At 51.3% G+C, this 20870-nt stretch carries 20 protein-coding genes; 10 read left to right on the top strand and 10 right to left on the bottom strand.

Annotation, left to right across the window (positions count from 1 at the left end):
- The first annotated feature begins 74 nt into the window (after positions 1-74).
- Positions 75-1322 carry an ABC transporter substrate-binding protein gene (locus tag ACZ5EH_RS18615; RefSeq protein WP_464275380.1) on the top strand — a complete coding sequence of 416 codons (1248 nt, stop codon included), beginning with the start codon at positions 75-77 and terminating at the stop codon, positions 1320-1322.
- A gap of 79 nt (positions 1323-1401) precedes the next feature.
- Here ACZ5EH_RS18615 and ACZ5EH_RS18620 read toward each other — a convergent pair whose 3' ends face one another.
- The gene (locus ACZ5EH_RS18620) at positions 1402-3759 is read right to left on the bottom strand and encodes a penicillin-binding protein 1A (RefSeq protein WP_464278324.1); all 2358 of its coding nucleotides are present in this window, start codon (positions 3757-3759) and stop codon (positions 1402-1404) included.
- 291 nt (positions 3760-4050) lie between these two features.
- Complete coding sequence (locus ACZ5EH_RS18625) at positions 4051-5412, bottom strand: hypothetical protein (RefSeq protein WP_464275381.1); 1362 nt, start codon at positions 5410-5412, stop codon at positions 4051-4053.
- A 281-nt stretch (positions 5413-5693) separates the two neighbouring features.
- Here ACZ5EH_RS18625 and ACZ5EH_RS18630 point away from each other — a divergent pair, with 281 nt between their 5' ends.
- Entirely contained in the window at positions 5694-6041 is a 348-nt protein-coding gene (locus tag ACZ5EH_RS18630; protein ID WP_464275382.1) for a hypothetical protein, read from the top strand.
- A gap of 19 nt (positions 6042-6060) precedes the next feature.
- Here the strand turns inward: ACZ5EH_RS18630 and ACZ5EH_RS18635 are convergent, their stop codons facing one another.
- The 3 genes from ACZ5EH_RS18635 to ACZ5EH_RS18645 all read right to left on the bottom strand — a co-directional run bounded on the left by ACZ5EH_RS18635 (position 6061) and on the right by ACZ5EH_RS18645 (position 8362).
- Complete coding sequence (locus tag ACZ5EH_RS18635; protein WP_464275383.1) at positions 6061-6390, bottom strand: Hpt domain-containing protein; 330 nt, start codon at positions 6388-6390, stop codon at positions 6061-6063.
- A complete protein-coding gene (locus ACZ5EH_RS18640; RefSeq protein WP_464275384.1) occupies positions 6391-7362 on the bottom strand; it encodes a chemotaxis protein in 972 nt (323 codons plus the stop codon).
- Between the two features lie 133 nt (positions 7363-7495).
- On the bottom strand, positions 7496-8362 hold the full coding sequence (locus tag ACZ5EH_RS18645) for a TolB family protein (protein ID WP_464275385.1): 867 nt from the start codon (positions 8360-8362) through the stop codon (positions 7496-7498).
- Positions 8363-8754: 392 nt separating this feature from the next.
- On the opposite strand from ACZ5EH_RS18645, the gene upp reads away from it, so the two are divergent.
- Together upp and ACZ5EH_RS18655 are read left to right on the top strand one after the other, a co-directional pair.
- Positions 8755-9381: a uracil phosphoribosyltransferase gene (gene upp, locus ACZ5EH_RS18650; RefSeq protein WP_464275386.1), complete on the top strand. Its 627-nt coding sequence runs from the start codon at positions 8755-8757 to the stop codon at positions 9379-9381.
- A gap of 36 nt (positions 9382-9417) precedes the next feature.
- Entirely contained in the window at positions 9418-10683 is a 1266-nt protein-coding gene (locus ACZ5EH_RS18655) for a uracil-xanthine permease family protein (RefSeq protein ID WP_464275387.1), read from the top strand.
- A 20-nt stretch (positions 10684-10703) separates the two neighbouring features.
- Here ACZ5EH_RS18655 and ACZ5EH_RS18660 read toward each other — a convergent pair whose 3' ends face one another.
- The 5 genes from ACZ5EH_RS18660 to ACZ5EH_RS18680 form a co-directional block, all read right to left on the bottom strand.
- Entirely contained in the window at positions 10704-11414 is a 711-nt protein-coding gene (locus tag ACZ5EH_RS18660) for a class I SAM-dependent methyltransferase (protein ID WP_464275388.1), read from the bottom strand.
- Positions 11415-11575: 161 nt separating this feature from the next.
- On the bottom strand, positions 11576-13294 hold the full coding sequence (locus ACZ5EH_RS18665) for a GspE/PulE family protein (protein WP_464275389.1): 1719 nt from the start codon (positions 13292-13294) through the stop codon (positions 11576-11578).
- 107 nt (positions 13295-13401) lie between these two features.
- Positions 13402-13863 (bottom strand): hypothetical protein, encoded by a 462-nt coding sequence (locus tag ACZ5EH_RS18670; protein WP_464275390.1) that lies wholly within the window; start codon positions 13861-13863, stop codon positions 13402-13404.
- Between the two features lie 62 nt (positions 13864-13925).
- A complete protein-coding gene (locus ACZ5EH_RS18675) occupies positions 13926-14366 on the bottom strand; it encodes a hypothetical protein (RefSeq protein WP_464275391.1) in 441 nt (146 codons plus the stop codon).
- A 278-nt stretch (positions 14367-14644) separates the two neighbouring features.
- Complete coding sequence (locus tag ACZ5EH_RS18680; RefSeq protein WP_464275392.1) at positions 14645-14893, bottom strand: hypothetical protein; 249 nt, start codon at positions 14891-14893, stop codon at positions 14645-14647.
- A 282-nt stretch (positions 14894-15175) separates the two neighbouring features.
- On the opposite strand from ACZ5EH_RS18680, the gene ACZ5EH_RS18685 reads away from it, so the two are divergent.
- From ACZ5EH_RS18685 to yajC, 6 genes are all read left to right on the top strand, one after another.
- On the top strand, positions 15176-15955 hold the full coding sequence (locus ACZ5EH_RS18685) for a substrate-binding periplasmic protein (protein WP_464275393.1): 780 nt from the start codon (positions 15176-15178) through the stop codon (positions 15953-15955).
- A 37-nt stretch (positions 15956-15992) separates the two neighbouring features.
- A complete protein-coding gene (gene wrbA, locus ACZ5EH_RS18690; protein ID WP_464275394.1) occupies positions 15993-16604 on the top strand; it encodes an NAD(P)H:quinone oxidoreductase in 612 nt (203 codons plus the stop codon).
- 318 nt (positions 16605-16922) lie between these two features.
- Positions 16923-18446 (top strand): glutamate synthase-related protein, encoded by a 1524-nt coding sequence (locus ACZ5EH_RS18695; RefSeq protein WP_464275395.1) that lies wholly within the window; start codon positions 16923-16925, stop codon positions 18444-18446.
- Between the two features lie 63 nt (positions 18447-18509).
- A complete protein-coding gene (locus ACZ5EH_RS18700; RefSeq protein ID WP_464275396.1) occupies positions 18510-19604 on the top strand; it encodes a class II glutamine amidotransferase in 1095 nt (364 codons plus the stop codon).
- Positions 19605-19610: 6 nt separating this feature from the next.
- Positions 19611-20375, top strand: coding sequence for a GltB/FmdC/FwdC-like GXGXG domain-containing protein (locus tag ACZ5EH_RS18705; RefSeq protein WP_464275397.1), 765 nt, complete (start codon positions 19611-19613; stop codon positions 20373-20375).
- A gap of 65 nt (positions 20376-20440) precedes the next feature.
- Positions 20441-20800 (top strand): preprotein translocase subunit YajC, encoded by a 360-nt coding sequence (gene yajC / locus ACZ5EH_RS18710; RefSeq protein ID WP_464275398.1) that lies wholly within the window; start codon positions 20441-20443, stop codon positions 20798-20800.
- The last annotated feature ends 70 nt before the right edge of the window (positions 20801-20870 follow it).

A 20870-nucleotide genomic window follows, 5' to 3' on the forward strand; every position in this document is an offset into this window, starting at 1 on the left:
GCAAATTGGGGGAGGGCGCCGGATAAACCCTGCATACTTTGATGTGAAGAATATTACTGCACAAGGAGCGTGCGATGAACTTTTTGAGGCAGATTAGTATCCTTGGCGCCTTTTCAATTCTTGCCTTGGCAGTGGCAATCTCGGCGGGATGCGCCCCAAAACAGGCGCCTGATGCCGCGACGGATGACGTTGCCAGCGTGGCCAGCGAACCGGTTGAGGATGTTCCTGCTCAAGTAACCAAAGGGGGCGACATTGCCCTGGCATTGCCTTTAAGCGGCCCGTACAGCCCTATCGCGCAAAAGATCTTGGCTGGCGCCCGTGCTGCTGTTGCAAATCTTGCTGAACAAGGGGTTTCGGTATCCCTGGCGGAAATCGATACGTATGCATCCGACTGGGTACAACGGCTGCAAGCCTTGCCTCCCAGCTTCAAGGTGGTTGGGGGGCCTTTGCGTCCCAATGCATTCAGCGATGTCGAAAATGCAGGCTTGAACAAAGAGCGGGTCTTTTTCACTTTTTTGCAAGGGATGGGGACCTCTCTGGAAGGGCGTGACGCATGGCGATTTTTCTCCAGCCCTGACGACCAGATACGCACCTTGTTGCAGGTGGCGCGTAGGGACTTTGGCATCGTGCATGTGGGGGTGCTTTACCCCAACGAGCCCTTTGGCAAAAGAATAGCCCAGTTGTTCATTGACGGTGCAGAACAAGAGGGCGTTGAAGTCAATGCTGTGCAGGCCTATCCGCCGGAAGACCCCCTGCGTTGGAGTGAGATCGTGGCTGAATTATTGTACAAGGGAGACGGTGAAGCCATCCAGGCGGTCTTTTTGCCAGATGTATGGAGCAAGGCCGAGATGCTCGTTCCTTTTTTCTTCTACCACCAAAGGGAAGACTTGTTGCTCATGGGGTCCACGCTTTGGGGGCAGACGCTTAATGAAAACATCAATGTAGACCTGCATAATTTCAGGCTTTCACTTTTTCCTGCGGTCTGGTGGCCACAGAGCAACACACCGGCAGCAAGAGAATTGCCCCTGTTGATTCCGGAGATGGGTACACCTGAATTCTGGCATGTGCTGGGCTACGATTTCATACGTTTTGCTTCAGGCCTGAACGCCATACCTGAGAACTGGACACCTCTGGAAGTGAACACGATCATACAGAGTGCGCAAAAAATGAACTGGAGCATGGCGCCCATCACCTGGAGGGCGGATGGTGTTGCCAAACAGGACATGTTTCTTTTCACTCCTGCCAAGAGTGGCATGCAGCCTGCTGATTTGCCTGCCATGCGCCAGAGGCAACAGGCTGTAAAAGCCCGCATGACCAACTGATACTGCTGATGCTTATACAAAGCAAAAGGGAGCACGGCCTATGGCGGTGCTCCCTTTTTTATTTAAAGGAAAAAGGAAATCAGTAGAGCATCTTGAGCAGTTCTTCACTAGTGGCGGCGTTACGTGCCGGCTTGCTCGCTGCTACGCTGGCCTGTCCTGAGTCATCCAAGGATTCAGGGGCTATACCTTCCGGATGGATATTGTTTGTGCCCGCATCTCCTGTCCAGAAGTTGGATTTGTCAGCCAGCTTTAATTCTGGCGGAGGCGAAAAATCTTCGACAGGATAGTTCGGCTCAACAGCAAGCCGGTAATCCAGCCAGATCGGGAGCGCAGCATGGGAGCCAGCTTCATAGTGCCCCATGGGGGTAAGTTGGTCGAAGCCCACGTATACTCCGGAGAGCAGATAGGGTGAAAAACCCATGAACCAGGCGTCGATTTCATTGTTGGTGGTGCCGGTTTTACCCGCAACAGGGCGCTGCAGCACCCGTGCACGGACGCCTGTTCCTCGTTGCACCACCTGCTGCAGTATACGCGCCATCTTATGCGCGGTTGCATGGGAGATGGCCTGTACCGATTCCGGTTGGGAACGAAATATCTCTTCACCCCACGCCTTTTTGATGGAGGTGACAAAGCGCGGTTTTACGTATGAGCCGTCGCGGGCAAATGCAGAATACGCCTGCACCAGATTGATGGGTCTGAAAACCTGGGCCCCAAGGGAAATGGGCAGATAAGGGGGAAACTCACCTTCAAGCCCGAGGGTGCGCGCGCGTTTGATGACGTTTTTTATGCCCATGTGCGCAGCAAGGCGGACAGTGACGACGTTTTTCGATTTGACCAGTGCGTTTTCAAGCGTCATGGGGCCGTTATATTTGCCTCCATAGTTCTTGGGAGCCCAATTTCCAAAAGAAATCGGGCTGTCCATGACAACGGAATTCGGGGTGTAACCGCTGTCCAAAGCCAGAGAGTATACAACGGGTTTAAAGGAAGAACCGGGTTGTCTTCTGGCTTGGGTGGCGCGGTTGAACTGGCTGGAGCGAAAATCAAAACCGCCGACCAGGGCTACGACTTTGCCGGAACGAGGCTCCATGGAGACGAGGGCGCCCTGGACTTTTGGCCATTGCTCAAGGGCCAGTTGCACCCGTGTGGATTTTTTTTGGGTGTGTTTCAAACGCGAAGGGTCCTGGATAACCGATGTCCAGACCACATCGCCTGGAGAAATAATGGATTGGGGGCTGCCTCGGTGTGTCCAGGCCATGGAAGCCTTGTCGATAAAGGCTTCATGGTCACCGACCATGGCCAGGGCGCCGTCTTTATTTACATCAAGAATGAGGGCTTGAACCCAATCGTCCTGGTTTAATACGCCGTCATCGGGCTTCGTACTCTCGAGAAAATCTGCAAATTCCGAGGGCGTGAGCGAGAATTCGGGACCTCGCCAGCCACGGCGTTTGGTGGAAGCCACAAGGCCATTGCGCATCGCTCGTTCAGCCGATTCCTGATGTTCGAGGTTGACGGCAGTGTATACGTGCAACCCGGCTTCATACACTGCGTCTTCCCCGTAGCGGCTGAGCCGGATTCCCTGGCGTCGCATGTTCTCTTCATCGAGATATTCGATGAGCCAGCGTCGTACTTCTTCCAAGTAATATGCGCCCAGCTTCCAGGTCGGCTCTGGCATTGTCTTGTAAACGAGCTGTTGTTCCAGGGCTTTTTGGTATTGTTCTTCGGTAATCCACCCCTGTGTTTTCATGCGTCCCAAAACGTAACGCTGCCGGGCTTTTGCGCTTTCGGGTTTGTGGAAGGGGTTATAATTGCTGGGAGCCTTTGGCAATCCAGCGAGCACTGCAGCCTCGGCAATGGTTATGTCCTCCACATGTTTGCCGAAGTAAGTCCGCGCCGCTGCCTCCACGCCATAGGAACCTGCGCCAAAAAAGACCTGGTTAAGGTAGATGGTGAGGATTTCATCTTTGGTCAGGAAGTTTTCGAGCTGGTAGGAAAGGATGGCTTCCTTGAGCTTGCGTTCGTATTTTTTTTCCGTGGTGAGCAGAAGCTGTTTGATAATTTGCTGGGTTATGGTGCTGCCGCCTTGGACAATTTCGCCACTTTTAAGGTTCATGACAAAGGCGCGGCAGATGGCCATGAGGTCGAGACCTTCGTGACTGTAGAACGAGCTGTCCTCAGAGGCGAGGAAGGCTTTTTTCAGGTGGTCCGGAACTTCATCCAAGGTAACGAGGAAACGTTTTTCACGGTAGAGATAGCCGAGAACCTGTCCGTCATTGGCGTATACGGTCGTCACCAGACTTGGTTTGTAGTCCTTGATCTGGGTGATGCTGGGAAGGTCTCTGGTCGCATACACATAAAGACCAACGCCCCCGATGCCCACGATCATGGCAACGGAGAGCAGCAGGGCAAGCACTACATTGATGAAATAAAAATATCTCATGGATATTGGCGACCTGGACCGTACCAGGGGAATGATCCCCAGGTTTTTGCCCCCCATAGGGTCGTTGTTCTGTTGCGCTACGCGCCTCTTGTTAGCGTCCGCCATCGTGCCTGCCTCCCCTCGGGGTGCTTCTTTCCGGGTGAACTGGCAAGCCTGAATTCTTTACAGCATACGCCATTTATGGCGCTTCTGGCAATGCTTCTCGCCGCTGAGGAGGGGTATTCCTCCAAAAGATTATCAGCCCGGTTGCCTCCGTATCGGACGAAACCGGGAAACGCTTAGGTCTGTTGATCAGGGCAGGTAGCGTTTTTGTTTCTCCAGCCATTGTTTGTGCTTGTTCAACCAACGCAATGCCATATCCTGCTCTTTACGAAATTCCCCCAGCAGTTCCTTCTGCAGTTTTTGCTTCAGGTCCAACTGTGCTTTTTCCGGTGTTGCAAGAGAGTTGAAATCCTGCAGCCAGGCGCTCAGCTTTTCAGCTTCAATCTGCCGCAGTCGGATGTCTATGGCTGCTGTGACGGCAATATTCTTGCGGCCTTTTTCCAGGGCAAGCCTTACTGCAGCAGGCAGCAGGGCATTAATGAGCGCCTTGTCCAGTTCGTCGGCATTAGCCCAGGTGCCGTCAGGGAGTGCAACTTCATACTCACCTTCTGCAAGTTTCTGTTCTATGCCACTGGTTTCCTTTTTAAGTTGCTCTATTTGCTTGCTGATTTCCTTGGCAGTTGTCCACCCTGTTGGGAGCATTGCCGCATAGGATTTATCCTTCAACTCTTGCTTCAAGGTTTTATCTTGTTTTTGCAGTGTTGCCAGTGTGGTCTGGACATCATTCGCAGTGCTCCAGCCAAAGGAAGTACGAAGGATTCTTTCCTCACCAGCTTTAAAACTTTCGGTGAGGGCGGCAATAGTAGCAGTTACAGAATCAATTTTTTGTTGCAGGGAGTTCTTGCTGACAGGTCCTACATGTGGAATGACCACGATGTAGTCACCGGAATTGATTTGCGCAGTCGTCGTTATGATATTGGTTTCAATGTGTTGTTTGTGTTTTTCAAGCGCCAATCGATCGACTTCACCAAGTCCTGGAAAATAGATGGTGTAGTTTCCATCTTCGACTTGTTTCTCAAAGGCAGCAATAAGTTCCTGGTTCTTTTTGATGCGCTTATCGAGTTCGTTTTTAGTAATGAGTCCAAGTCCTTGAATGTGGATTGGCTCGTCGCCGCTTTGGATAAGCGCGGCTTCTTCTTCCAGTGCTTTGAATTGCGAATCCCGACGGGCAAGGAGCTCGTCCATGGTGATCATACCTTGCAAGGGGATATGAATGATGTCGTCGAGTTCGTTGACAAGTTGCCAACCGGCGAGAACCGAACGGTTCAAGGAGAGCTTTCGGGCTTCTTGTTCCTGGAGGAGACGTATCTGGGCCTTTTCCAGGTCCACTTGCCTGTCCTCAAGAAATTTCCCAAAATCCTTTTGTTCTTGAACGTAGAGCGCAGCCTGACGCTTTACTTCTGCTAGGGCGCTGTTTACCTGCTCCAGATCATCCTGTAGCGGTTGAAGTACGTCTTGCTTGCTAAAAGAAAAAGCCGGGTCCACCCAGCTGAAAAACAACGCCATGGCCAAAAAAGCGCAAACTGCACCTTTGTTGAAAATTGAAAGCATGCCCCCCTCCAAACAATATCAACCATGGTATGAATTATAAATCGACTATCAATTTACTGGTTACAGTACTACAAAAAAAGATAAAGTGTAAAGGCTTGCAGAATACTCAATTACAATTATTCTTATTTTCGCAGTGCTGTTGATTGGTTTTGGGCCAAATGCTTGGGAATTGTTGCGGCTTATTGTAGACTGGAGAAAAAAAGCCGCTTGTTGTGAGAAGAAAAATGGTAAATGTATTGTGGAGTATGATTTTTCGGTTCTGCAGCGTCATAGCTGGAGGTATGATCGCCATTTTTGTATGCGTTCCCGTTGGCTTTTGTTTTGATTCTTTCAGGGAGTTCGCCCCCTATACCGAACCGGAAATGCAACCTTTTCGGGAAGTGCGCCCCTTTGAAGAAAAATCATTCGACGCTTATTCTCAAGAGCAGGAGCGGCAGCCAGTAGCAATTCCTGAATATGAAGAAGAGACGTATTCAGGTTTCTCTGAGATCAATAAACCGCAAGTTACGTTACCGGAATACGAACAACCCGGATTCAATACCTTCAACCCCATGCCGCCTATCAGACAAGGCCCCATGAGCCCTATCCCTGAGGCAAGGTTTCAACCGTTCAAACCTTTGGGAGAGTAGTAAAGGGTGCTTCCCGGGGTTAAAGGGCGTCTATGCCCAACCCCACCTCATCCAGCAGGCGCACGAGGTTCTCAGCCGTCTGGGCGTCGTAACTACGGTCGTTCTTTCGGAGAGAATGCAGAATATCCTCTAATGATTTCGAAGCTTTTTCGATGCGTGTGAAGCCAAGCAGATTGGCTGTCGCCTTGAGGGAGTGGGCGGAGCGGAAAAGGTCGTGAACAATGGTGGCGATGTCGTTTGGCGCAGCTTTGTCCAGCAAGCTCACCCCAAGTTCCAATTCGGCAAACCTGTCGTAAGCCTCTTCTTTGAAAGTGGCCAATACTTCTGGGTCTTTGTTCAATCCATTCATTTACAGCGCCGGTTCCAATGCCTGAGGTTGCTTTTCAAGGATTTCCAGGGCGATGGCTGCCATACGGGGCATGTCCGGTTTGTTGATCTGGGCGTCTGCCTTGACGGATTCCCCTTTATGCAGCACCTCGTCGTAAATAATTGAAGAATAAAGGATAACGGGGATTTTTTTCAGGACGGGGTCGTCTTTGATCGTGCGAGTAAGACTGTAACCATCGATGCGGGGCATTTCTATATCCACAATAATGATATCGAGAAGATTACTGACGTCATTGTTATTTTTTTCAGCATCCTTTTTGATTCCCATAAGATACTGAAGCGCTTCCTCACCATTGTTGCGTATGTCCAGCTGAAAGCCAGCGTTTTCGAGCATTTTTTTGAGCATAACCCGGATTGTAGCTGAGTCATCGGCTACGAGCGCCTTATATGCTTTTGAGGCTTTGACTTCGGTTTCCGCCGTAATCGCCAGCGCTTCTGGATTCAGCTCCGCAAGCAGGCTTTCCATATCCAGCAATTGAAGAAAGTGGTCCTTCAGAAGAATCATGCCGACGATGACACCCCGCGCCGCGTGTTCCAGATATCGATCGGGCGGTTCTACCTGATGCCACCCCAAACGATGAATATCTGTGACCCCTGAGACCAGCAGACCTGTTATGGTGTTGCTGAATTCAGTAATGATTACGACCTCGTAGTCGTTTTTTGCACGGGGAAAATCCAACATCACGGAAAGGTCCAACACCGGGACCATTTTGTCTCTAACGCTGATAAGCCCGAGAAAAGCGGGGTTGCTTGCTGCGTCTGGCTGTTCAAGGCCGGGATTTTCTATGACCTGCATGACTTTTGCGACGTTGATGCCGAAAAAACGATGCTCCTCAGGGGCTTGTGGTGTTTCTTGCGCAGTTATAAACAGTTCAAGAACCTCAAATTCATTGGTTCCGGTTTCAAGCAGAATCTCTTTCTCATTTTTTTGCATGAACTGTCCCCTTTATTCTGCCGCCTGCTCAAAGCACTGAAATTCTTAAACCGTCATCATGGAATGAATCCTTATCGGACATTTTTACCTACGGTATCACCAGCATACTTGAAAGACCAGGGGCGTCCAAGTCTCACTTCATCGAGGCTGGTGCACCTGAGGGGCTTTTCGCCCCTTTTACGAGTAGGTAGGGGGTGGCGTCCTGCTGTAGGTCGATGCGCCACAGGGCACAATCCTTTTCACTCCAAGTATCGCTGCAACGCTGAAAAACCACTGCCGTTCCTTTGTCCACCAGTGCAGGGCGGGTACCTTCGGTGAGCAGGCTTTTTTCACCGTTCTTTGTATCTATGATGAAAATCTGATTCGCCCCCCCTTCTTGAATGGCTGGTGACCAGACAAGAACCCTGCGTCCATCGGGAAAAAATTGGGGGCGCCAGTAAGGACTGTAGTCCGCTTGATCAGTAGGGTATGCATAGATTTCGTTGCCGTTTTGATCCAGAATTACAAACCCACCAGAAACATCACTGCCGCTGCTTTGATAGGCTAAACGCCCTTTGCCTTGGTTCCAGTCTGGTGCAAAAGTGGGGTTGTTGTAAACATAGCCTGTATCGAGAAGTGTTTCCGGGGCGCTGAAAACGGAAATGACACTGCCGCCAGTGGGCGCCACCAGGCTTATAGACATGGTGGCAAAGGTCATTCCGTCAGCATCTTTTTGCACATCACTTGCGGCGACAACTGCCAGGTATTTGCCGTCTGGAGAAAACGCAGGGCTTTTGGCGCCTGTTATGCCAGTAAGGAAAAGGCGTTTGGGTGCTCCTCCGGCCATGGGCACCAGGTAAATATGTGCAAGTCCAGTTGTTTCTTCCAGTCCTGCAGCAACGGCGGCAAACGCGCCATCAGGGGACAGGGCCGGAGTGGAGGGGGATAGACCGTCAAATGAAGCCACAAGGCGCTGTCCGTTCCCTTCGGTATCGCAGGCCCAAAGGGCATCTCCCCGCATGAAAATCATTTCCTCGCAGGATGCTTTTGCTGCAAATAACACCAAGAGGATTAAGCAGAACATGCCGCATGAAAACAAGGGGCGCTTGCAGAGTGGGGTCATTGTTACCTCAAAGTGCTCAGAAATTTTTATACAGAAGATAGAAACAAACTTCGCCGGACTGCAGTTCATCTTTTTATATTACGTGAAATCCTAACAAAGTTAAAGTATTGCTCTAGGCATTTGTCTTTTAGTTGCCCATTAAATAAGATTCTGAAATATATTGATTAATAGATAGAGTGCTGCCCCGTAATCGAAAATAACGGGTTGCCAAAATTTCGTTTCTCGGTAACACTGCCGCCGCTTGCGCGTTACATACGTCACAAGCCCTATATGATGCCAAGGAGGATGCCATGTCTGTGATCGTCGTCGACCACCCCCTGGTTCGGCACAAATTGGGGCAGCTGCGCAAGAACGACCTGAGTACAAAGTCATTCCGCGCAATTGCCAATGAAATCGCACGTCTGCTCAGTTATGAAGCCATGAAGGACCTGGAGACGGAGAAGGCCACCATCAAAGGTTGGGCCGGTCCTGTCAAGGTGGAGCAGATTCGCGGTAAAAAGGTAACCATTATACCCATTTTGCGCGCTGGTCTCGGTATGCTCGATGGTGTTCTGGACATGGTGCCAGGCGCCAAGGTTGGCGTAGTCGGCATGTACCGCAATGAGGAAACCCTCGAGCCCGTGCAATACTACGTCAAACTGGCCAAGCACATGGACGAACGGACGGCTCTTATCATTGATCCCATGCTGGCGACAGGCGGCACGCTTATCGCGACCATCGATCTTCTCAAAGAGTCGGGTTGCAAAAAAATCAAGGGATTGTTTCTGGTTGCAGCGCCAGAGGGTTTGGAGAAGCTTGAAAAGGCGCACCCCGATGTCGATGTGTATTTGGCTGCTATTGATGAGCGGTTGAACGAGATGGGGTATATCCTGCCAGGACTGGGCGATGCCGGAGACAAAATATTTGGAACAAAATAACGCGGCTACAGGCCGGAAAAACAACAGGAGCGCTCAATGACGTCTTCTTCTCCGTCCCCCGTTACGAACGACTATCATTTTCGGTTGCGTGACGGGCTTATTGGCGCACAGATGCTTTTTGTGGCGTTCGGCGCCCTGGTGCTTGTCCCACTCCTTACCGGCCTCAATCCAAACGTTGCACTTTTCACCGCTGGCGCGGGTACATTGCTTTTTCAGATTGTAACCAAAGGCAAGGTACCTGTATTTCTGGCTTCTTCCTTTGCTTTCATCGCCCCCATCATTTACGGGGTGGAAACCTGGGGAATTCCTGGCACACTTTGCGGACTTGTGGCTGCAGGCGTTTTCTATGTTCTGCTCAGCCTGCTGATATCTCTTAAGGGGCCTGGTTTTCTGAGCAGATTGCTCCCCGCCATCGTCACCGGGCCAGTCATCATGGTCATTGGTCTGACGTTGGCGCCCGTGGCAGTAAACATGGCTCTGGGCAAAACAGGCGATGGCGCTGTGCAACTGGTGCCTGAAAATGTGGCTGTGATTATTTCCATGGTCTCTTTGTTGACCACCGTGCTTGTTTCCATACTGGGGCGCGGTATGCTGCGTCTTGTGCCCATCCTCTTCGGAATTGCTGTAGGATACGTCCTCAGCCTGCTTTTCGGCATCGTGGACTTCTCCAAGATGATTGAAGCGCCTTTTTTGGCCATGCCTGATTTTGTGTTTCCTGAATTCAATCTCGACGCCATTCTTTTTATTGTGCCTGTGGCTATCGCCCCCGCCATTGAACACTTTGGCGACATTCTGGCCATCGGCAACATAGCCAAGCGCGATTATCTCAAGGACCCGGGCGTACACCGCACTCTTCTGGGCGATGGTCTGGCCACCAGTTTGGCTTCTTTATTGGGAGGGCCTCCAAATACAACGTATTCCGAGGTTTCCGGTGCAGTCGCCCTGACCAAGTCCTTCAACCCAGCCATCATGACCTGGGCAGCCATAGCCGCCATTTTGCTGGCTTTTGTTGGCAAGCTGGGCGCCCTGTTGCAGACCATTCCGGTCCCCGTCATGGGGGGCATCATGGTGCTTCTTTTCGGCGCAATCATGGTGGTGGGTATCAACGGTCTTGTAAGAGCCGGCAAGGACCTTCTTTCCCCACGCAACATGGTCATCGTGGCGCTTATTGTCGTGATGGGCGTAGGGGGAATGTCCTTTTCCATAGGTGAATTCAAGCTCGGCGGTATTGGCCTGGCAGGCATAATCGGCGTGCTGCTGAATCTCCTGCTGCCTGAAGGTCTGGGCGAAGAACAGAAGTAATACCATTGGTTGGCCCTCCGCTATTTTGTCAGGCGGAGGGCCACCTTCACAAAGTCCCTGCGCCGTGCAATCAATTCATAATCCCGACTGCACGCAACACAAAAGTCCTGCAACGCAGCAAATTCATCCGTGCAGTTACGCGCGATGAACTCGTCGAAAAGCAGCACATCCCCTTGCTGCAAGTGCCTGTCCATATGCATGAGTGCGAACAACGTCGAAGAGTAGAGGTCTGCATCCAGATGCAGCACAAGCCTGCCTTTACGTTCGAAAACCGCACTGAAATCAGTCAATGTCTCCTGAAATTTTCCTACGATCAGTTGTATCCGTTCGTCGGTGATATGGGGCAGCTTCCCTTCTGTGGAAAAGGTCCCCGCAGGCGTGTCATGCTGCCAGTTCTCGGGTAACCCCTGAAACCAGTCAAACCCGTAAAATCGGGAGCCGGGGGCGCTGTTGCTTCTCCCCCAGGCGCGTAAGCTGTCGCCCCCTGCAACCCCAAATTCCAGATAATCAATGCGCGCATTTCCTAAAAATTGTTCATTGATGGAGCGGTAAAATTCCTCGCGCCCTTCGTATGGAAAGTCGGAGACGACAGCATTTTTGTCCCTTGCCGGGATTACTTCATGGAATTGCCTACGGCGGTACAAACCTGCACGTTCTTCAAGGGATTCCGGCCCCTTCGATTCCGGGGTAAACAGGCGATCACTGTCTTTTTGAGATGGCAAGTCAGACATTTGTTCTCCAAGGTAAATGCAAAATGTGGTGTGTCCCGCGATTCATTATTTGCAAATAGAATACGGAAATACCGGGTGATTGAAAGGTGTGTTCGTGGAGTATGCAGAAAAGGGTGCAGGCACGCTGCAAAGCGCCATCGCGCCTGCACCTTATAATGTGTTTAGAGAGAAACGCTCAGATAATCGTCAAAGGATGTGACTCCCGTAAGGACCTTGTAAGCTGCATCCATACGCAGGGTACGCAGTCTGCCGGTCTGAATGGCGCGTTGTTTGATCTCGTAGGCGGACGCCCGCTTGATGATAAGCTCTTTGATGCCGTGGTCCATATTCAGGATTTCATAGACCCCCGTGCGCCCTTTGTACCCCAGGTTGTCGCAGTGGTAGCACCCCTTGCCCCGGAAGAAATGGAAGGTTTTGTCATCACCAGGATTTTTGATCATCGTCGTCAGTTGGTCGGGATCGGGCTGGTAAGCCTCGATACAGTGTGGGCAGATGCGGCGGACCAATCGTTGCGCTACCACGACAAGAAGCGTGGATGCGATGAGGAAAGGTTCGATGCCCATTTCAATGAAGCGGGAAACCGCTCCTGCCGCGTCATTGGTATGCAGTGTGGAGAGCACCTTGTGTCCGGTCATTGCCGCCTGTACTGCGATACGGGCTGTTTCTTCGTCTCGAATTTCGCCCACCATGATGACATCGGGGTCTTGCCGCAGGATGGAGCGTAATCCACTGGCAAAGGTCATCCCTGCCTTGGTGTTCAACTGCACCTGTGTGACCTCAGCCAGTCTGGTTTCAACCGGATCTTCAAGGGTCACGATATTGATGTTTGGCGCGCAGATCTTTTCCAACAGCGAATAGAGCAGGGTGCTTTTGCCACTTCCTGTAGGGCCGGTGGCCAAGATCATGCCATAGGGCTTGATGAGTGCGTTATTGATGACTTCTCGCTCTTTTTCGCTCATGCCCAATTGTTCGAGGGAGAGCTTCCTGGACGTTTGCACATGGAGTCGCAGAACGATTTTTTCACCATATATAGTGGGAAGGGAAGAAGTGCGGACACTGATTTCCTTATCCCGTACACGATAGGTGAAACGCCCGTCCTGCGGGGTGCGTGTAACGGAAATATCCATGTTCGAAAGAAGTTTGACCCGAGAAATGATGGACTGAAAATATTTTTTTGGAGGTGCGGGTATTTCCTTCAAATCCCCGTCTATGCGGAATTTGAGTTCAATTTTGTTTTCTCTGGGGGTGATGTGCACATCGCTGCAGTGGCGCTGCAAGGCCTGGATAAGGATAGAGTTGACGATCTTGATGACCGGTGCATCCTCAGCCATGTGCTGCAGTGATGTGAGGTTAAGATCTTCGCTGATTTCTTCTGTTTCTTGCGCCTGCTCGACATCGATGTCGGGCATATCCGGCATTATTTCCTGCTTCAACTCAAGGTTGTGCCCGTAAACGCCATTGGCTATCTCCTGCAGCTCTTCCTGGTTGCAGATGACGGGTTCCACCTCCAGGCGGGTTACGCGTTCAAGCGTATCAATGATGGAGATATCCGTGGGATCCGGCATGGCGACCAAAAGAAGCGAGCCTTTTTTGAACAAAGGCACCACATTCAGCTTGGAGGCTTCTTCTTCAGGAAGAAATTCCTTGAGACTGGGATTCGGATTGAACTTTTTGACGTTCAGCCGCTTGACCTTGAGCTGTTTGCTCAGGACGTTGAGAAACTGGTCTTCGGTGACGTGCTTATTATCTATAAGAATTTGGCCGAGCTTGGCCTTACTTGTTGTCTGCTGCCCAAGGGCGGAATCCAGAATATCCTGAGTGAGCAGGCCGGATTCGACAAGCATTTGCCCTATGAGTTTTTTCGATTTTAGAAACAGCATTGCCTACCTCGATACTTGCTGGCCGCTATTCAATGCTCTGCCTATCCCCTCGCAGGAGCCACATTGATGCGGTGATGGTGCCTCTTGGCTATGTGACCAGACGATTGTTACTCGTGCCGTTCCTCATTCAGAAGCCGGACAAGTTCCATGTTTTTCTTGACGTAATCGTCAATGCCTTCGGTACCGGTCTCCACTTTGTGGAAAACGTCGAACTCGGGCATGGAGACAATGTCGAAGGAACGCTTGATGCGCCTGGTGATATGCAGCACAAAAGCAAGCACGACTATGGTCAGTACGGACCAGAATATGAACATGTCGAGGATGTTATATGTAAATCCGAGCTTGTTGCGAAAAATATAGTCACCAAGAAAAAAGAAGATGACACAGGCGGCAATACCGGCAACGGACTTCAACCAGACCATGAGGTACTGAGAATTGTAGGTGCGCTCCTTTATCAGGCCGATGAGGCTGATAATGATACTGCCTAAGAAAACGAAAATCTGGACTGTCAGGAAGCCGGCAGCCGCACCCAGCAAAACCGAGCCGGCAATGATTTCGATGTTATTCATGACATTCTTCCTCTGCTTCTGCGTTGATGCGTATTGTCTCGTGCCGAAGGTGACGCGGGCCTCTAGGCGCCGGGGTCGAAACCTTGAGGATAGTCGTTGTCTCCACTGATGTCTGAGAAACCGCGAGACAACTCTGCCCACATTTGCTTTACAATGCCCATGAACTTGGGATTTGGCCGTTTCACTTCGGCGAGGGCAGCTCGCATGGTATGCAGCCAGACCATGATAGCTGCCATGCGGACTTGGTCGTTGTTTTTTTCCAGGTCTTTAAGGAATTCTTCCAATCTGGTGATAATGGCTGGTTTTTTTTGGATGTAATCCAAGGGGGCGGATACTTCTATGCCGCGCTTTTCAAAAGCGAAGCGGTATTCGGCAACCATATCTGCTATGTTGCCCATCTCAATGTCGCCCACTCTGGAGAGTTTTTCCGTAAACTCAGCCGCCTCCTCAATTTGCAGTGGAAGCGGTGTAACGCCTACCTGCTTTGCCACCCATTTCAACATACAGCCTCTCCTTGGAATGCTGCGCTTTCAGCGAGCATCATCTCGGGCTGGACGTCATGGAATCCCATTTTCATGCGACATCCTGAAAACGATGGAGTTGGCGTGACGTCGTCCCTTGCTCCCCGGGCTGGCGTAAAGGCACTTTCACGCGCCATTGGAGTCAGCCCTGACTTTGGTTGCAGAATGAAACATTCACAAACGCAATGCCCCTGCCATGAGCAATCGCATACAGCACATCTAATTGATGCTTTCGACCTTATGGGCGCATGTCCCTGCCGTTACATGAAGCCCAGTACATCGAGAATTCTGACTTTGAATTCCTTTGCAGTCGATTTTGGTAGTCCCTCTCGTTCGCAAGCCGCATAAAACAGCTCGAGAAAATCGAATTTCAAGCATTCGCGTGGTTCGACATTACTGTCCTCTCCACCACCTTCGAGAGATGCAGTGGCCTTTTCGACATGGGCTGCAAAGGCGATCATGGCGCCGCGGACCATCTTGAAAAAGAGTTTGTTTTCATCTCGAGTCATGTTTTTCCCACTTGATCCTGCTAGTAAAGAAGTAACGTAAAATATCATGCTTGTGATTAACGGGTCAATATACTGATCCAATTTTTTGTCGGAATTCTAGATTATTATCGTCTTATGGCTTTCTTATCGGCTTCAGACAAAAAAGAAGCAGTGCTTTGATCTTACATTCTGGAACAAAAAACCCTCAGCTCCAAGCATTTGACATCTCGATGATACAAAGCTAGCTATTCAAGTATAGTAAACCTTTTTATACGTTCCAGCCTTTTTCAAGGAGGCCGTACCATGCGCAGTGCCGCCACTTGTCTTGCTTTTTCAGTTCTACTTGTAGTTGTTGCGACTGCTCCCTGTTTTGCAGAAAAGACGGTTGTCATGGCTTTCAGCGAATTTCCACCCTATAAAATGTTCATAGATGGCAAGGAATCAGGCATAGATGTGGAACTGGCCCAGCGCATTGCAGATGAAATGGGCTTTACCCTTGAATTCAAGGATTGCGATTTGAACGAATGCCTGGATTTGATGCGGGAAGGCGAGGTCGACATTATGACAAGCCTTTTGAAGCGCCCCGAACGGGAAGCGTTCATCGAATATGTGCAGCCGCGTTATTACAGCCATAATATAAAAGCATTCTACGTGGCGGCAGCCGCCAAACACCCCATTGTTCAGTATGGCGACCTTAAAGGCTTGCGTATCGGCATCAAAGAGGGGGCAAAATACGTCCCCATGTTTGACGAAGACGACACACTGACAAAGGTTGAGGTTGCCACCACACCACAATTGTTGCGTATGTTGCTCGATGGCAAGCTTGATACCGTTCTTCTCAACGCAGCGGGCGCTGCTTTTTGGATCAAGGCCATGGATATGGAAAAAAAGATTGTCCGCTCCGGCTTTGCATTTGAGCAGTTGGACCCTGTGTATATGGGAATTTCGAAAAAATCCCCCATGGTGAAGCAGGCTGGCAAATTTGGCAGGGTTTTGAAGTCCTTGATTGGTAAAGGTGTTGTGGAACAACTTCGAGAAGAGTACATGAAACGAGCGGCAGAACTTGCTGACCAATTACAATAGCTGCTTGTCATCAACCGAAATCTCAGGAGAATTGTATATGAAAGTCTTGATTCTTTTTTATTCTATGTACGGACACATCCACACCATGGCCCAGGCAATGGCTGAAGGTGTGAACAGTGTTGCAGGCGCTGAAGCCGTATTGCGTCGCGCACCGGAAACCTTGCCTGATGCCGTGCTCGAAAAAATGGGCGCGCTTGAGCCACAAAAGCAATGGGCCGATATTCCGGTTTGTACTGTTGACGACATGGCTGCGGCTGACGCCTTGATAATCGGTACGCCCACACGTTTTGGCAGTGCTTGTGGTCAGATCCGGCAACTTTTGGACGCCACCGGCGGTCTTTGGGCCAAGGGCACAATGATTGGAAAGGCCGGCAGTGTTTTCACCAGTTCGGCTACTCAGCATGGAGGCCAGGAAGCTACACTGTTGGGCCTGCATATCTACCTGTTGCACCAGGGGATGGTGGTCGTTGGATTGCCTTATTCCTTTGCGGGGCAAACGACTTTGGACGAAATTACGGGGTGCTCCCCTTATGGTGCATCTACCATTGCAGCTTCAGACGGTTCACGGCAACCCAGCAAGAATGAACTTGAGGGGGCGGTGTTCCAGGGGCAGCATGTGGCAAACATAGCAAAAAAGCTTGCCGGATAATTAATAGCGCCCCTGCCATGGGAGCTTGTTCTTTTTTGGATACGGCTTGACAGGGCAATAGCCTATAGATAGCTCTTTACAACTTGCCATCCCGGGACGGCATCTTGATCGCTGGACAGTTATCAGACGCTGCATTCAGACCGCATCGTCTTCATTCGTAAGTCGTTCTCCCCAAACAGCAGCCAGTGTACCGCCGGACCGAATCGATTCGCAAGCAAATGAATCAGCGATTTTTCTAAGTCAGGAGGGAGCAAAGAGTAGGGCGATACCCCGCCTTTCTCTTTGCTCCGTCGTAATCCTCAAGAGGAGAATAAGGCGTTGTCATTGAAACCTCTTAGCCGGCACTTCAACGATTTTATCGTTGAGCGTGACTATGACGCATGCATAAACTGCAAGGCCTGTATTAAGCAGTGTTCTTACGGAGTGCATACCTGGGATGAAGAAGCTGCATGTGTGCAGCATGACAGTTCCAAATGTGTGGGGTGTCATCGTTGTGAGGCAAAATGCCCCGTAGATTGCCTCACTATCAGGCATAATCCAGCGGAATTTAGGGAAAACCAGCATTGGACGCCTTTTTATATCCGTCAGATATACAAACAGGCGGATACTGGCGGCATTTTACTCTCGGGAATGGGCTCCCCACGTAAAGATCGTATCTATTGGGACCATTTGCAACTTGATGCCAGTCAGGTGACCAACCCACCCATCGACCCTTTGCGTGAACCCATGGAGTTGCGTTCGTATCTGGGGGCAAAGCCGGATCAGCTCATGATTCTGGAAGATGCGGATGGCCCCAGACTGGAAGAAAAATTATCACCGCAATTGAAAATCGAAACGCCGCTCATGTTTGGCGGCATGTCTTTTGGCGCCATCAATCTGGTTCTGCATGAAGCCATGGCCAGGGCTGCGGTTGCAACGGGCACCCTCTGGAATACAGGTGAGGGCGGCCTTCATGAAAGTCTCTACGAATATGGCGGCAATACCATTGTTCAGGTTGCCTCTGGTCGTTTTGGGGTGCACGCATCTTATCTCAACGCCGGTGTTGCAGTGGAGATCAAGATAGGGCAGGGCGCAAAGCCCGGAATCGGCGGCCACCTTCCTGGCGAAAAAATCGACGAGGAAGTCTCCAAAACCCGTATGATTCCCTTGGGGGCAGACGCCATTTCACCGGCGCCCCATCACGATATCTATTCCATTGAAGACCTTTTGCAGCTTATTTATGCAATCAAGGAAGTTACCAGGTACGAAAAGCCCGTTATCGTGAAAATAGCGGCTGTTCACAACGCCGCTGCCATTGCATCGGGCATTGCCCGCGCCGGGGCCGATATCATCGTCATTGACGGTTACAAAGGTGGCACTGGGGCAGCGCCCACAATGATTCGCGACAATGTTGGCATTCCCCTGGAACTTGCCCTCGCTGCTGTGGACGACAGGCTGCGAGACGAAGGTATTCGCTCCAAGGTCAGCATCATTGCAGGCGGGGGCATTCGTTGTAGCGCTGACGTCTTCAAGGCCATCGCTCTGGGAGCGGACGCCGTATATATCGGCACGGCAGCGCTTATCGCAGTGGGCTGCACCATGTGCGGTCGTTGTTATACGGGCAAGTGCCCCTGGGGCATCGCCACCAATAATCCGACGCTCAAGAAGCGGCAACGTGTGGATGATGCTACCCAACGCCTCGTAAACCTTATCATTGCCTGGAGCCATGAGATCATGGAGATTCTGGGCGGCATGGGGCTCAATTCTCTTGAGAGCGTACGGGGCAACAGAGACAAATTGCGGGGCGTGGCCCTTTCTTCCCATGAACTCGAAATACTTGGCGTCAAGCACGCCGGACGTTAGCAACCGCCAGTAACCGGCGTGTCCGGGCTGCAAGGCCGGACATTATGCAGGAGATATAGACACATGCAGGCACCGCAAGGGTTCTGGAACTTCGAGAAAGACATCTCCGGATGTGGCATTTTTGGCGTTATTCATAAAAAGCGTGAACTCATTCCCGGGGCCATGCCGATCAACGCCATGTGTTGCATGCATGACCGCGGCAATGGATTGGGAGGCGGTTTTGCCGCCTACGGCATCTACCCCCACCAGGCGGACAAATACGCCTTTCATATGATGTACGAGGACAAGGCTGCGCAAGACAAAGGCGAACATGCGCTCAAGCATTACCTGGACATCCATGAATCCGAGCCCATCCCCACGCGTAAGACCCTCAACGTATTACATCCGCCCATAGTTTGGCGTTATTTTGTCAGTGCAAAAAATAAACGCCCTCAGTGGGAGGGGAGAGACGAAGAAGATTACATGGTCAATGTGGTCATGGAACTGAACAAACGCGTGCATGGGGCCTTTGTCTTTTCCAGTGGCAGGAATATGGGAGCCTTCAAGGGGGTGGGCTACCCTGAGGATATGGCAGAATTTTACCGCCTGGATGAGTACAGTGCGTACATGTGGACGGGCCATAACAGATTTCCTACGAATACGCCTGGTTGGTGGGGAGGAGCGCACCCGTTCACCTTGCTGGACTGGGCCATAGTTCACAACGGTGAAATTTCTTCCTATGGAATCAACCGGCGTTATCTTTGCGAGCGCGGCTACGAATGTACGCTCATGACAGATACCGAGGTCGTCGCCTATCTCATCGACCTGCTCATACGGCGTCATGGCCTGTCCAAACGCATGGCAAGCTGGGTTTTTGCACCTCCGTTTTGGGATGAAATAGACCGTATGGAGCCGGAGCGGCAGGAAGCGTTTAAAGCCTTGCGTATGGTCTACGGTCCTGCCATGTTGAACGGCCCCTTTGCTATCCTGGTCACCGATTCCAAGGGCATGATGGGGCTTAATGATCGTGTAAAGCTGCGCCCCCTGGTGGTTGGAGAAAAAGGGGACATGGTCTTCATGTCCAGCGAGGAAAGCTCTATCCGTTCTGTGATGCCTGTGCTGGACTCCATCTGGGCACCAAAGGCCGGTGAACCCGTTATTGTGGAACTGGAGGATTAAAGGACCATGTCCGCAAAAAAAGATACCTTTTGTCTGGACGCTGGTGGCGTCTACTATCGCCAGTTGAACGAGCAGATTCAGGACCTTCTGGCCCAGGGCGCCTCTCGTATCGAGCTGAAAAACGTAAATGGTCAACGATATATAGCCGCAGGTGTGCAGGGCGACATTGAATTTACCATCGATGGTGTGCCGGGACAGGACCTTGCAGCGTTTATGAGTGGCCCCACAGTGCGGGTGGCAGGTAATGTCCAGGATGGTGTGGCCAACACCATGGACGACGGTTTGGTCGTTGTCGATGGTATGGCGGGCGACGTGCTGGGGTACGGCATGCGCGGGGGAAAAGTCTATGTCCGAAAGGATGTGGGGTACCGTGTCGGCATTCACATGAAAGCTTACATGGACAAACACCCCATTGTCGTCGTAGGAGGCACTGCCGGCGACTTTTTGGGAGAGTACATGGCAGGAGGGGCGTTGATCCTTTTGGGCATGTTCACGAACAAACCATGGGCGCCGATTACCGGGCGCAGCTTGGGCACGGGAATGCACGGTGGCGTAATATATATCCGTGAAGAAGTTCCTGAGCATCTTCTTGGGCCTGGGCTTCACGCCGAACCTTTGGAAGAGGAAGACCTGGAGTTTTTGCGTAGGGAAATCGAAGATTTTGCTACAGAATTAACCCTTGATGCAGAAGAAATTCTTTCCGGCAAGTTTACGCGAGTGCGTCCCTACACGCATAGACCGTATGGCAACATGTACGTAGGCACAAACTAACCATTGCGGCGCAAGAGAAAGTGTATTACAAAACCTCGCTTTCGCTGAACGTCTAAGGAGGCAACATGATTTTTACGAGTATGGCCTACGCCATGGGTACTGCGCCGCAAGGTGGCGCACAGGGGCAGGGCAACCCGATTGCCGCGTTCGCTCCTTTGATCATAATGTTCCTGATCTTCTATTTTCTGCTGATCCGTCCCCAGCAGAAAAAGGCCAAGCAACACAAAGAGCTTTTGGCCAACCTGAAGAGAGGAGATCATGTCATGACCAACGGCGGCCTGTACGGCCGTATCACGGAGGTTCATGACGATGTGCTGCACATCGACCTGGGTAACGACATGGTGGTCAAGGTCGGTCGCAGTTTTGTGGCTGGCGTTGCCGAGCCGCCCCGGGAAGGCAAAAAAAGCAAGAAAGAAGAAAGCTGAGCCGTCAACAGCAGTGACGGCTGCCAGGGCAGGCCTGGTCGGCATTTGAACCGACCACGCCTGCTCGGGT

The sequence above is a fragment of the Desulfovibrio biadhensis genome, from assembly GCF_055388615.1.